General features: G+C 71.4%; 7 protein-coding genes. 3 read left to right on the top strand and 4 right to left on the bottom strand.

Annotated features, from left to right (window positions below):
- Positions 1-1,564, bottom strand: a 1,564-nt coding sequence (locus ABWV53_RS20265; protein WP_353367945.1) for a methyl-accepting chemotaxis protein, incomplete at its 3' end; no start/stop codon positions are given.
- Between the two features lie 338 nt (positions 1,565-1,902).
- Positions 1,903-7,947 (bottom strand): alpha-2-macroglobulin family protein, encoded by a 6,045-nt coding sequence (locus ABWV53_RS20260; RefSeq protein ID WP_353367944.1) that lies wholly within the window; start codon positions 7,945-7,947, stop codon positions 1,903-1,905.
- Between the two features lie 186 nt (positions 7,948-8,133).
- Between ABWV53_RS20260 and ABWV53_RS20255 the strand changes: the two genes are divergently transcribed.
- Positions 8,134-9,375 carry an OpgC domain-containing protein gene (locus tag ABWV53_RS20255; RefSeq protein WP_353367943.1) on the top strand — a complete coding sequence of 414 codons (1,242 nt, stop codon included), beginning with the start codon at positions 8,134-8,136 and terminating at the stop codon, positions 9,373-9,375.
- Positions 9,376-9,423: 48 nt separating this feature from the next.
- Here ABWV53_RS20255 and ABWV53_RS20250 read toward each other — a convergent pair whose 3' ends face one another.
- A complete protein-coding gene (locus ABWV53_RS20250; RefSeq protein WP_353367942.1) occupies positions 9,424-10,230 on the bottom strand; it encodes an SGNH/GDSL hydrolase family protein in 807 nt (268 codons plus the stop codon).
- Between the two features lie 182 nt (positions 10,231-10,412).
- Positions 10,413-11,900: an argininosuccinate lyase gene (gene argH / locus ABWV53_RS20245; RefSeq protein ID WP_353367941.1), complete on the bottom strand. Its 1,488-nt coding sequence runs from the start codon at positions 11,898-11,900 to the stop codon at positions 10,413-10,415.
- A gap of 50 nt (positions 11,901-11,950) precedes the next feature.
- Between argH and ABWV53_RS20240 the strand changes: the two genes are divergently transcribed.
- The gene (locus ABWV53_RS20240) at positions 11,951-13,030 is read left to right on the top strand and encodes a sensor histidine kinase (protein WP_353367940.1); all 1,080 of its coding nucleotides are present in this window, start codon (positions 11,951-11,953) and stop codon (positions 13,028-13,030) included.
- A gap of 38 nt (positions 13,031-13,068) precedes the next feature.
- Positions 13,069-13,812 (top strand): LytR/AlgR family response regulator transcription factor, encoded by a 744-nt coding sequence (locus ABWV53_RS20235; protein WP_353367939.1) that lies wholly within the window; start codon positions 13,069-13,071, stop codon positions 13,810-13,812.
- Positions 13,813-13,887 lie beyond the last annotated feature (75 nt).

Below are 13,887 nucleotides of genomic sequence, written 5' to 3'. Positions count from 1 at the left end.
ACCTGCGGCGTGGCAGTCCCAGCCGGAACAGGCTCACCGACTGCACGAGGTCCTGCGCCTGGGTGTTCAGGCTGGAGGCGGCGGCGGCCATTTCCTCGACCAGCGCGGCGTTCTGCTGGGTCGACTGGTCCATCTCGCTGACGGCTTCGACCACCTGCCCCACGCCCGCGCTCTGCTCGGTGCTGGCGGCGCTGATCTCGCCCATCAGGTCCGTCACGCGGCGGATGCTGCTGACCACTTCGGTCATGGTGCTGCCGGCCTCGTCGGCCAGCACGGTGCCGGCCTCCACCCGCGAAACGCTGTCGGTGATGAGCTGCTTGATCTCCTTGGCGGCCTCGGCGCTGCGGCCCGCCAGGCTGCGGACCTCGCCCGCCACCACGGCGAAGCCGCGCCCCTGCTCGCCGGCCCGGGCGGCTTCCACCGCCGCGTTCAGCGCCAGGATGTTGGTCTGGAACGCGATGCCGTCGATCACGTTGATGATGTCGGCGATGCGGCGCGAGCTCTCGCTGATGCCCTTCATCGTGTCCACCACCTGCGACACCACCACGCCGCCCTGCTGGGCCACGCTGCTGGCGGCTTGCGCCAGCTGGTTGGCCTGGCGCGCGTTGTCGGCGTTCTGGGTCACGGTGGAGCCGAGTTCCTCCATCGACGCGGCGGTCTGCTCCAGCGCGCTGGCCTGCGATTCGGTGCGGCCCGACAGGTCGGAATTGCCCTGCGCAATCTGCGTGCTGGCGGCGGCCACCGACTCGCTGCCCTGCCGCACCCGCGACACCACCTGGGTGAGCGAGGCGTTCATGGTGCGCAGGCTGTCCAGCAGCACGCCCACCTCGTCACGCGACTGCACGTCGATGCGGCTGGTCAGGTCGCCCGCCGCCACCGCCTGCGCCACGGTCACGGCCTGTGCCACCGGGCGCGTGATGGAACGCGTCACCCAGGTGCCCAGCACCACGGCCACCACCAGCGCCAGCGCCACGCCGCCCAGCTCCAGCCACACCGTCAGGGTGCGGGTGCGGTCGGCCTCCACGGCGCGCTGCTCCAGCAGCTGGTTCTCGGTGCGGATGAAATCGGTGTGAAGGGTGCGGAACTGGTCCATCGCCGCCTTGCCACGGGCGCGCTTGACGTCGGCCACCAGGGCCTCCAACGTGCTGGTGCCGGCGTCCACCTCGCGGCGCAGCGACTGCGTGGCACGCGACACCTCGATGAACTGGTTGGCCGCGGCCTGCATGTCCTGCATCCGCTTTTGCTGCGCCGGGTTGTCCGCCGTGAGGTTGCGCACCTCGGCCAGCGAGGCGTTGAAGAGCTGCGTGCCCTGCTCCCAAGGCTCGAGGAACCGGGCCTCGCCGGCCAGGGCAAAGCCGCGGGTGCCGGTCTCCATGTTCACCATGCCCAGCAGGATCTGGTCGGCGGCCATCAGCACCTTGGAGGTGTGCGCATTCCAGCGCTCGGCCTCCTGCAACCGTGACTGGCTGGTCATGGCCACCACGATGACCGCCAGGAAGATGGCGATGACGCCACCGAAAGCCAAACCCAGACGCCGCGCCAGCGGCCAATGGGAAACATTCATCATTCGCTCCTGCTTGAGACTTTGGGGTACCTTGCACAAGCCCTCCCCGGCGCTCACCAGGCGTCACAGGATGGGTCGCATCGATACTAAAGTTACAAACTGTCTCGACTTGTAGGCAGCCGCCGTACAGGCGCTACGGACAGTGGCGATGCCACGGCCAAGCCGCGGGCGGGTGCCAAACCCAAGCCATCGATGCGCCACCCTGTGCCCATGCGAAAGGCGCGCCGGGCCACCCAGGCGGCCAGGCGCCAAGGTGCAAAGCGCGTGCCACGCCGCGCCACCGCCCCGTTCCGAAGCGAAGCAACTGGCGGGGCCGGCGAACGCGCCGGCCCGCCCCGTCAACGGGCGGCCGCCCCCACCTTCACCCGCGCATTGGGCGTCTCGCCGAACATCTCGGGCGCGTAGAGCGCCTCCACCCGGCTCGGGGGCAGGGCGAAGTCGCCCACGTTGTTCAGTCGCACGGTGTATTCCGTCTCCACCTTGCCTTTGGGCAGGTACTCGTAGTAGGCGCGGTACGACTCGAAGCTGCGCTCCTCGTAGGCCACCCAGCCGTTGCCGCCGCGCGTCTCGCCCCGGGTGGCGATCTCGGAGTCGCGGCCCAGGCCGCTGCCCAGGATGGTCGCGCCGCCGGGGATGGGGTCGGTCACGGCGACCCAGGTCATGGGCGCGCTGGCGTCGATCTCCAGGCGCACGCGCAGCACGTCGCCGCGCGTGTATTTGCCGGCCACGGCCTGCTCCACCGGGGTGATGGTCTTCTTAATGGAATAGCCGGCCGAGAACGGCGCCTTCAGGTCGATGGCGGCCACCGACTGCAGCGTGAGCCAGGGCTTGCCCGGGCCCTGGTGCGACACGGCCAGGCTGCCCTTGCCGGGCGCGGGCGGCCAGGGCAGGAACATGCCGTTGCCCCGCAGGTTGCCGGGCGCGGCCGGCGCGCCGAACCAGGTGGTCTGGTGCGGGGCGCCTGCCGGGTCGCCGGTCTTCACGCGCTCCACCCTGCCCCAGTCCACGCTGGCGGTCTGCCCGGCGAGGGTTGCCTGGGTGATGCCCGCCACCGGCACGGCCTCGAACTTCGCGCTGAACCTCTCCAGCGCCAGCCCGCCCCAGAGGTTGGCGGTGGTGGTGTGCCAGGCGCCGTTCTGCTGGCGGCTGATGAAGCCGTTGGCCAGGCGGCCCATGTCGTCCTTCCAGGCCGGGTCATCCATCACGGCCAGCATCAGCCGGGCGGTGTTGACGTCGCCGTTCTGCATCAGCCACCACCAGTAGTCGTCCTGTTCGGTGCTGAAGACGAGCTTGGTGCCCTGGTAGCTCAGGCGGGCCTTCAGGATCTGCGTGGCCTCGGCCAGCCGCTGGTCGCGCTGCGGCACGTCGGGCACGCGCTTCAGGATGTTCAGCCAGTCGATCACCGTGTGCGTGGGCCACTGGTTGGGCGCGATGGTGACGCTGCCCAGCATGCGGCCCGTCGCCTTGCCGTAGCGCGACAGCGCCTCGATGGCGGCCAGCTTGCGCATGTCCAGGTCCTTGCGCGGGCTCCAGAAGTCGCGCTGGATGCGGCCTTCGGCGAAGGCGGCGAGGCCCCGCTCCATGGCGGCGCGGGCGTCGTCGGGCAGCTTGAACTCGGGATGCAGCGCCGCGGCCTCGTGCGTGGCGGCCAGCAGGTAGGCGGTGAGCGTGTCGCTGCCCCGGTCGGCGCTGCCGGCCTGCGGCGGGAAGTAGCTGGCCAGGCCGTCCGTATCGAGGTAGGTGGGCAACTGCGCCACCAGCGCCTGCCACAGCTTGCCGTCGCGCAGGCCCACGGCCTTGCTGGTCTTTTGCTCCAGGCAGGCGAAGGGGTAGTTGGCGAACCAGTCGCGCACGCCCGGCAGGCCCTCGGCCAGCCTGGGCTGCAGCGACATCTTCAGGCCGCCGCGCTTGGGGCCGCTGGCGGGCAGGGCGTCGGCGGGCGGGGCCACGTCGATCTGGAACAGACCGTCCACCTGCACCAGCGTGCCCTGCTGCACGGTCAGCGGCACGGCGGGAACGAGCCGCTGGCGCGCCTTGAGCGCGTCCTTCGCACCGCCCAGCGTGTCGCGCGCCTCGATCTCCCAGAGCAGCGCCTCGGCGCGGGTCTGCGCCAGCTGCGCCGGAGCGGTGACGTCCCAGGCCACCTCGCGCGACTCGCCGGCGGGAATGTCCACCGTGCGGGGCTCCAGCGCCAGCAGCGTGGCCCGGGGCGCCACCTCCACCTTCATGGCCTTTTGCGTGGTGTTGCGCAGCGTGAGCTGGGCGCGGAACTGGTCGTCCTCGCGCACCAGCGGCGGCAGGCCGCTGATGATCTGCAGGTCCTGCGTGGCGCGGATGCTGGTGGTGCCGGTGCCGAAGAGGCCGGTGCCCGCATCGGCCACCGCGACGATCTTGAAGGTGGTGAGCGCGTCGTTGAGCGGCACCGTCACCTTCGCCTGGCCCTTGGCGTCGAGTTGAAGGGCGGGCTGCCAGAGCAGCAGCGTGTCCAGCAGCTCGCGGGTCTGCGCGCGGCCGCCGCCGCCGCCGGCCGGCACGGCCTTCTTGCCGTAATGGCGCCGGCCGATGATCTCCATCTGCGCGGTGGAGGTCTCCACGCCCCAGGCGCGGCGCTGCAGCATCGCTTCCAGCAAATTCCAGCTGGTGTTGGGCATCAGCTCCAGCAGCGCCTGGTCGACGGCGGCCACGGCCACTTCGGCATTGGCCGCCGGCTTGCCGCCGGGCAGCGTGGCGGTGATGGTGACCTGCGCCTTGCCGCGCACGGGGTAGCTCGCCTGGTCGGCCGCCACCTTCACGTCGATGCGGTGGGCCTGCGTGCCGACCTTGATCTCGGCCAGGCCCAGCCGGTAGGCGGGCTTGGACAGGTCCACCATGGCCGTGGGGGCGACGTATTCCTTGCCCTCGTACCAGAACGCGCTCCACCATTCGCGCGGCGCCTTGAAGCCCCAGGTGAAGAAGCTGTACCACGGCACCTCGCGCAGCCGCCCGCGCAGGGCCAGCACGCTCACGTACACGTTCGGGCCCCAGCCCTCTTCCACTTTCAGCTCCACCGTCGGGTCCTGCCCGTTCAGCTGCACCACGCGGGTGCTCAGCACGCCTTCGCGCTCCACCGCCACCAGCGCCGTCGCGTGGCGGAACGGCATGCGCACCTGCAGCTTGGCGACCTCGCCGGGCTGGTAGCTCTTCTTCTCGGGCAGCAGGTCGATGCGGTCGTGGTCCTCGCCGCCGAACCAGAGTTCGCCCTGCTTGGTGACCCAGACGGAGGACGATGCCTGCGACTCGTTGCCGTCCTTGTCGCGGGCGGTGGCGATCAGCTGCACCTCGCCCGCCTCGTCCAGCCTGGCCTCGCACAGCAGCAGCCCGCGCGAGTCGGTCTTGCCCGAGCACACGGTGCCCAGGTCCTTGGTTTCGGTCTTGTTGTCGTAGCTGTAGAAGCCGCCCACCATGCGCTTGCGGCTGCTGGTGGTGATGCGCGCCACGGCCTTCACCGCCATGGGCACGCCTTCCTGGGCGCGGCCTTCCAGCCCCAGGGCCAGCGCCTGGAAGCGGATCTTCTGCGCGGCCGACACCCAGCCCTCGGTCTTGATGCCCGCCACCACGGCGGCCGGCCACAGCGTCTGCGTGCTGCGCAGCGTCTGCACCTCGCCGTTCGGGTCGGAATAGGTGGCCTCCAGCACCAGGTCCTGCGGCTGGCGGGCCTGGGGCACGTCGGCGATGGTGACCTTGCCCGCGCCGTTGCGGTCGAGCGTGACGGGCAGCTTGTCGGCGATGACGCGCGTGTCCTGGCTCGCGGCCGGCTCTTCCTCGCCGTTCCCCGCAGCACCGCCGCTGGAGCTGTCGCCGAAGCTGAAGGCGTCGTAGTCGGCATATTGCAGGCTCTTGCCGCGCACCATGGCCGACACGCGCACCGGCAGGTTGGCCGCGCCGCCGCCGGCGACGTAGTTCACCTGCACGTCGGTGGGCACGGTGGTGGCGCGCACCAGCGGCTTGTTGCCGGAGGGTGCCACGCGGCCTTCCAGCACCGGCAGGCGGAACTCCTCCACCCGGAATTCGCCCGAGCTGAAACTGCGCGGGCGCTCGTGGTCGTCGCTGCCGCGCAGCTCCACGCTGTACACGCCCAGCTTGGCGGCGGGCGGCACGGCGAAGGTGTTTTCGGCGCTGAAGCCGCCGGTGGCCGTCTTGCGCCACTGCAGCGGCTGGGTGAACTGCTGGCCGCTGCCCACGTGGGTGATGACCAGGGTGGCCGGCTCGCTCTGCGGCAGCGCGAAGCCGCTCCGGTTCTGCACGCGCAGCAGGTGCTTCATCGACACGGTCTCGCCAGCCCGCAGCAGCGTGCGGTCGAAGACGGTGTGGGCGATCTCGTCGGGTTGCGGCTCGCTGCTGGTGGGCACGTTGAAGCGCCAGGGCTCGATGCCGCGCTGGCAGTCGCTCCAGGTGAAGGCCATGTCGGGCGCGCCGTCCGCGCCGGTGGCGCGGGCGCTGACGAAGTACGCCTGCATCCAGTCGCCCTGCCCCTGGCAGACCGGGGCCTGGGGCGACAGGCCCTCGAAGGTGGCCACGCCCTCGGCGTTGGTGGTGGCCTGCGCCAGTTCCTTGCCATCGCACGACGAGACGCGCACCTGCGCATTCGGCACGACCTGGCCCTTGTCCAGCGTGGTCACCCAGGCGGCGGCGTTCTCGCGGCCCAGCTTGAAGTGCACCGCCAGGTTCGTCACCAGGGCCGAGGTGCGCACGTACATGGTGCGGCCCGCGCCGTGGCGCTCGTCGAGCAGCGAGCGGCCCAGCAGGGGCGACGCGATCTCCACCACATGAAAGCCCTGCGCCAGCGGAATGCCGACCACCTCGAACGGGCGCGGGTCGCCGCTGGCGGCCTTGGGCAAATCGAGCGCCTTCACGCCGGGCAGCCCGCTCAGCAGTGACAGCATGCGGGTCTGCACCCGCTGGCGATCGTCGTCGCCCAGCACGGCCGGCAGGGGGCCGCGCGCGTCGCGGCGCGCCTGGGCGCGGTCCACGGTGCCGCTGTCGTAGCGGCGCACCTTGCGCATCCAGGCGATGATCTCGGCGTCGGTGGTGGGCTGCAGGGTGGCGACCTTGGAGGCCGCCGCATCGGGCGCGCCCGCCTGGCCGGGCTGCAGGCCCTGCACGCGCAGGTCGGCCTCCACGTTGCGCAGCGTCACCGGCAGCAGCGCCGGGCCCTTGGGGCCCTCGGCGAAGCGCTCGACGATGCCGAACGGCGACGCGGCGAACTTGGCCAGCGGCGGCATCGCCCCGGTGGCCACCGCCAGCGGAAAGCTGCCCGCATTGGCCAGGGTGCGGCCCGAGGCGTCCTTGAAGTCGGCCGGCAGCTGCAGCGAGAACTTCGCGCCCGCCGCGAAGGGCGGCGCGAACGTGATGCCGGTGACGACCGAGTCGCCGTCGCCCTGCGCATCGACCGTGGGCTTGAGCGTCTCGTCGCCCTTGAGCCGGATGGCCTCGGCCAGCTTGCGCGGCACGGGCGCGTTGAACGACAGGCGCATGGGCCGGATCGGCAGGCAGGCGGCCTGCGCGTTCTCGCGCTCGCAGCTGAAGTCGGCGGAGAACGGCTCGCGCACCTGGTAGGCGTAGCGTTTTTCGACGTTGTTGGCCACGCCGCTGGGCGTGGCGACGCCCCGGCCATAGACCAGCTGCACCTTCGAGCCCGAGGTGAGCCGGCGGTTGCACGACAGCGTGGCGTAGCGCAACGGCTCCTTGGCGGCCGGGCCTTCCAGCCCCTGGGACTTCAGCAGCGCCTCGCGGTCCTTGCCTTCGACGGCACGCACGGGAATGCGCTCGCCCACGCCATCGGCCACGCACCACACGTGGGCCAGCACGCTGGCGGCGGTGGCGGCGCCGTTGAGCTGCAGGGTGAAGAACTGCTCTTCGTCGATGCGCTGGTAGGTGCCGGGGCGCACGTTCTGCACGAATGGCCCGCCGCTATTGAATTGATAGCTGGTGGTGCCCGTCAATGCGGCGCCGGAGGCCGATTTGAAGCCCGATTTGGCGGTGACCGAGCAGCGCACGCCGGGCGGCAGGTCGGCGGCGAAGTCGTAGACCCACTCGCGCTCGCCGGTCCAGCGGCCCGTGCCCTGGCCGGCGGCCGCATCGTCGCAGCTGACGGTGAAGGCCGCGGGCGCCTTGGGGTCGCCGAACGAGACGGCGGCGCTGTCGAACTTGACGACCACCTGCCGCACCCGCGCCACCTCGCCCTGCGGCGACAGGCTGGCGACGGTGAGCGCGTGGGCGCCGGTGGCCAGCGCCGCGAGGCAAGCCCCCGCAAGCCAGCGGCTCCATGGGCGGAGGTGAGGCCCACGGTGCGGGCGGGCGGGGGCGAAAGGATCGGGCGTGGTCGTCGCTGTTGTCGTGGTCATGGCGTGCCGAGTGGATACCGAACTGGGGGCGGAGCGCCGGCTCCGAAGCCGGCAAGGTTAGCCCATCGCGAGGCGCCCCTTCCCCGCCGTGCGGCGAGCCGGCCGCCGAACCGCGCCGGTGTACTCGACCTACACCGCTGAGCGGGCCTTGGCCGCCAAGATGCGCCGAGAAGGCTCCACACACCCATGCCCCCACCCTCCTCCTCCCAACGCCGCTGGGAAATCGACTTCGTCCGCGGCCTGATGCTGGTGCTGATGACGGTGACGCACCTGCCCACGCGCGTGTCGATCCCGCTCGGCCAGCCGTTCGGCTTCGTGTCGGCGGCCGAGGGCTTCGTGCTGCTGTCGGCCTACATGGCGGGCCTGGTGTACGGACGGGTGGCGTTCCGCCGGGGCATCGCGCCCATGCGCCAGGCGTTCTGGCGCCGCGCGCTCACCATCTACGGCTGCCAGGCCGCCACGCTGCTGTTTCTCTTCACCGTCATCACCACGGTGGGGCTCTATGTGGACCAGCCGGCCGTCAAGGGCCTGCTGACCTTCTACTTCGCCCAGCCGGTGGACGCGCTGGTGGGCGGATTGCTGCTGGTGTATGAGCCGCCGCTGCTGGACATCTTGCCGCTCTACGTGCTCTTCATGCTGCTCAGCCCCTGGGTGCTGGCCTTCGCGCTGCAGCGCAGCTGGGTGCCGGTGATGGCCGTGAGCGTGCTGCTCTGGGTGCTGTCGCAGTTCGGCTTCGCCGAATGGACATGGTCGCAGTTCAGCCGCATCCTGCCGGTGTCGGTGCCCTTCCACGAGACGGGCTCCTTCGTCATGGGCGCGTGGCAGTTCCTCTGGGTGATGGGCCTCTGGATGGGAGCGAGCCGCAACGACCCGGCGGCGGCGCCGTTCGAGTTCCCGCGCTGGACGCTGTGGCTGGCCGGCGCCATTGCGCTGATCGGGCTGGTCTGGCGCCACGTCATCGGGCAGGTGCCGTTCCCGCATGCGCCCTGGGCCAACGTGCTGCAGGACAAATGGCTGCTGGGGCCGCTGCGGCTGATCGACCTGTTCGCGCTGGTGATCCTGGCCATCCGCTTCGGCCCGGGGCTGCTGGCGCGGCTGCCGCGCATGCGCTGGCTGGAGACGCTGGGATCCGCCTCGCTGGCGGTGTTCTGCGCCCACCTGGTGGTGGTGCTGCTGGTGCTGACGCTGTTCGGCGCCGATTACGAACGCCCGTGGCTGCTCGACATCACGCTGCTGGCGGTCTGCTTCGGCAGCCTCTACGCGGTCGCCCGCGTCACCCTCTGGTTCGACCGCCAACCCGCCGAGGACGACGCGCCCGCGCCGCCGCCCGCGGTCTATGCCGAAAAGCCCACGCCGCTGACGGAAGACATCGACCTGCTGCCGCACCAGCCGGATACGGTAGCGGCGCCAGCGATCAGGCCGTTGTAGGCACCGACTGGCCGGCAGTCGCCCGGGCTTTGCGGGCAGCCGCGTCGGCTAGCGGCCCGCGCTGACCTGCATCAGCCCGCCGGGCCCAGCCGGCGCTGCAGCCTCCAGCGGGACGCCGCCCTTGTCCGCCGCCCCCAGGTGGCTGGTGATGACCGCCTGCCAGAGTTCGTAGCCGGCGCCGTTCATGTGCAGCCGGTCGGGGCCGTACAGGTCGGTGCGGGGCTCGCCGGCGGCCGTCAGCATGGGCGTGAAGATGTCGATGTAGTCGCTCTGCGGCACGCCCTGCAGGTAGCCCGCCAGCAGGGCATTGGCCTCGCGCACCTGGGGCAGCAGCGCGCTGCGCAGAGGGCTGGGCTTGATGGAGATGTAGCTGATGCGCGTGTCCGGCAGTGCGGTGCGCACCGCCGTCACGAAAGAGCGGAAGCTCTCCAGCACGTCGGCGGGGCTGCGGCCCTCGGCCAGGTCGTTGTCGCCGGCATAGACGATCACGTGTCGCGGCCGGTACTGCACCACCAGGCCTTTGACGAAGTAGTTGCAGTCGGCCATGGTGGAGCCGCCGAAGCCCCGGTTGATGACCACCGGCAGTTGCCGGAAGTCCTGGCGCAGATCGGCCCAGAGGCGGATGGTGGAGCTGCCCACGAACAGCACGCCGCCGGCCTGCGGCGCCTGGTCGCGGTCGGCGGCGGCGAAGGCCTCCATGCTCGACTGCCAGCGCGCATAGGCTGGGGGCAGTGCCTCGGCCGCCACGGCGGCGGGGGTGGCCCCGCCCTGCGGCGCGGCCTGCGCGGTGAACGCCAGCGCGGCCAGGCCGGCGGCGGCAAGCAGACGAAGGGCGGGCGACCGGGTCAGTGGCATGGGGCGGTTCCAGAGAGGAAGGGCAGCGGCGTGTGATGCGCCCGTTGCCGGAAAATTCCTACAAGACACACTTTTTACAATTATGTCCGCCTGGAAGCCCACGGACCGCAGCACCCGCCCCGCCCCGCCCGCCCGGCCGCCGTCCGCCCGGTTCCGGCCTGCGAGAGGCGGCCCGGCCTGGTTCAGGCCAGCCGTACCCGGTGCCGCGCCAGTTGCGCCCGCACCTGCGCCGGCGCCGTGCCGCCCAGCGTGTTGCGGGCATTCAGCGAGCCGCGCAGGCTGAGCGCGTCGAACACGTCCTTCTCGATGGCCGGGTGGAAGCCCTGCAGCACGGCCAGCGGCAGCTCCGACAGGTCCACGCCGTGCGACACGGCGGCCTTGACGGCGTGCGCCACCGTTTCGTGCGCGTCGCGGAACGGCAGGCCCTTCTTGACCAGGTAGTCGGCCAGGTCGGTCGCGGTGGCGTAGCCCTTCTGCGCCGCCTGCTCCATGGCCTGGGCGTTGACGGTGATGCCGCCCTCCTTCGTGCCGGTGGCCGCGTCGGGCTGGCCGCCGACCATCTCGGCGAAGATGCGCAGCGTGTCCTTGAGCGTGTCCACGGTGTCGAAGAGCGGCTCCTTGTCTTCCTGGTTGTCCTTGTTGTAGGCCAGCGGCTGGCCCTTCATCAGGGTGATGAGGCCCATCAGGTGGCCCACCACGCGGCCGGTCTTGCCGCGCGCCAGCTCGGGCACGTCGGGGTTCTTCTTCTGCGGCATGATGGACGAGCCGGTCGTGAAGCGGTCCGCGATCCTGATGAAGCCGAAGTTCTGGCTCATCCAGATGATGAGCTCTTCCGACAGGCGGCTCACGTGCACCATGCAGAGGCTCGCGGCGGCCGTGAATTCGATGGCGAAGTCGCGGTCGCTCACCGCGTCCAGGCTGTTCTGGCAGACCATGGCGGCGCCGCTCGCATCCACCATGCCCAGCGTGCGGGCGACGCGCTCGCGGTCCAGCGGGTAGGTGGTGCCGGCCAGGGCCGCGCTGCCCAGCGGCAGCACGTTCACGCGGCGGCGCACGTCCTGCATGCGCTCGGCGTCGCGGGCGAACATTTCCACATAGGCCAGCATGTGGTGGCTGAAGCTCACCGGCTGGGCCACCTGCAGGTGGGTGAAGCCCGGCAGGATCACCTCCACGTTCTGCTCGGCCACGTCGACCAGCGACACCTGCAGCTCCTTGAGCAGATCGGCGATCAGGTCGATCTCGCCGCGCAGCCAGAGGCGCACGTCGGTGGCCACCTGGTCGTTGCGGCTGCGGCCGGTGTGCAGGCGCTTGCCGGCATCGCCCGCCAGCTGGGTGAGGCGCGCCTCGATGTTCAGGTGCACGTCCTCCAGGTCGAGCTTCCACTCGAAGGCGCCGGATTCGATCTCGTGGGTGATCTGCGCCATGCCCCGCTGGATGGCGGCGTGGTCGTCGGCGTTGATGATGCCCTGCGCGGCCAGCATCTCGGCATGGGCCAGGCTGCCCGCGATGTCGGCCTGCCAGAGGCGCTTGTCGAAGAAGACGCTCGAGGTGTAGCGCTTGACCAGATCGCTCATGGGCTCGGAAAACAGCGCCGACCAGGCCTGCGCCTTGGTGTCGAGCTGGTTGTGGGAAGGCGCGGAAGCCGGGCTGGAGGCGGAGCTGGAGGACATGGAGGGCAATAATCCGGTGGTTCAGACACCCGGAACGCCCGGATGCCGCAATGCAGGAAACGCAAATTTTATCGACCCAGCCAGCCCCCCTCGGCGCGGCGGTCCCGGCCACCGTGCCGGCGGGCCGCGCGCTGGTGTTCGACGCCTGCCATGCCGGCGTGATTCTGCGGGCCGTGCTGTTCGTCGAGGCGGTGCTGGGCGTGGGCGCGCTCTTCGTGGCCGCGTCGCCGCTGGAATGGCTGGCGCGCCTGGCGCTGCTGACCGGCGGCGCCCTGCCCGCCACGCTGGCCTGGCTGCTGACGGCCTGCAGCCTGAAGCAGGCGCTGCAGCGGCTGCCCGCACCCTGGCACTACGCGGTGGGCGTGCTGCTGGGCGCGCTGGCCGGCCTCTGGGCCTGCGGCACGCTGGCGCTGGTGGGCGCCGCGGCCGAGCCGCCCTGGCTGGCGAGCGCCGCCACCGGCGCCCTGCTGTCGGCCGCGCTGGTGGCCGCGCTGGTGCTGCGGGCGCGGGGCCGCACCCCGGCGGCCACCACGGCCCGGCTGACCGAGCTGCAGTCGCGCATCCGGCCGCACTTCCTGTTCAACACGCTCAACAGCGCCATCGCCCTGGTGCGCGCCGAGCCGGCCAAGGCCGAGGCCATTCTGGAAGACCTGAGCGACCTCTTCCGGCACGCGCTGGTGGAGCAGGGCGAGTCGGCCACGCTGGGCGAGGAGATCCTGCTGGCGCGCCGCTACCTGGACATCGAGCAGGTGCGCTTCGGCGAGCGGCTGCGCGTGCAGTGGTCGCTGGACGTGCGGGCCGAGGGGGCCCGCCTGCCGCCGCTGCTGCTGCAGCCGCTGGTCGAGAACGCGGTCAAGCACGGCATCGAGCCCAGCCCCGCGGGCGGCCGCGTGCGGGTGGCGACCGAGCTGCGCGGCAGCCGGGTCGTCGTGACCATCACCAACACGCTGCCGGCCGCGCCGGCGGCAGCCCTGGGCGCCGCGCAGCGCGGCCACGGCATCGCGCTGGCCAACGTGCGCGACCGGCTGCGCCTGCTGCACGACGTGCAGTGCGACTTCAGCGCCGGCCCGCACGGGCCGCAAAATGGCCGCCATTACCAGGTGCGCATCAGCCTGCCGGCGCGCTCCTGACGGTTCGCTCCCCTTCCTGCCAACGCCCCTTGCCCGCCATGCACATCCTCATCGTGGACGACGAATCCCTGGCCCGCAGCCGCCTGCGCGCGCTGCTGGGCGACTGCGCGGCCGGCCACACGGTCACCGAGGCGGCCCACGCCGCCGATGCGCTGGCCGCCGTGCAGAACGCCGTCGCCGCCCGCCAGCCGGTGGACGCGGTGCTGCTCGACATCCACATGCCCGGCCAGAACGGGCTGGCGCTGGCGCACACGCTGCGCGCCCTGCCGGCGCCGCCGGCCATCGTGTTCGTGACCGCGCATGCCGACCATGCCGTCAGCGCCTTCGAGCTGGACGCCGTGGACTACCTCACCAAGCCCGTGCGGCTGGAGCGGCTGCAGCAGGCCCTGGCCAAGGTGCAGCGCAGCGCCGGCCACGCGAGCGCCGCTGCCCCGCCCGCGAGCGGCGAGGCGCTGGTGATCCAGGACCGGGGCCGCACCGAGCGCGTGCCCCTGGCCGAGGTGCTGGCGCTGAAGGCCGAGCAGAAGTACGTGACGGTGCGCACCGGCAGCCGCAGCTACATCCTGGACGCCTCGCTGGCGGAGCTGGAGGTGCGCCACGCGGCGCACTTCCTGCGCGTGCACCGCAACGCGCTGGTGGCCCGGTGGGCCATGCGGTCGCTGGAAAAGCATTACGACGCCGAGGAAGGCGAAGGCTGGGCGCTGCGCCTGCATGGTCTGGCGGAGCTGGTGGCCGTGTCGCGCCGCCAGGTGGCCGCCGTGCGCGAGGTGCTGGCGAGCTGAGCGCCGGGCGTCCAGCGACCGATTTTCAGGGTCTTTCTGGCCTCCAGCGCCTATGGATCAAGCGCCTGTAGCTAT

Source organism: Acidovorax sp. FG27 (genome assembly GCF_040365715.1).
In the GTDB taxonomy this organism is placed as follows: Bacteria; Pseudomonadota; Gammaproteobacteria; order Burkholderiales; family Burkholderiaceae_C; genus Paracidovorax.
This window is presented reverse-complemented; position numbering and strand designations above follow the sequence as displayed.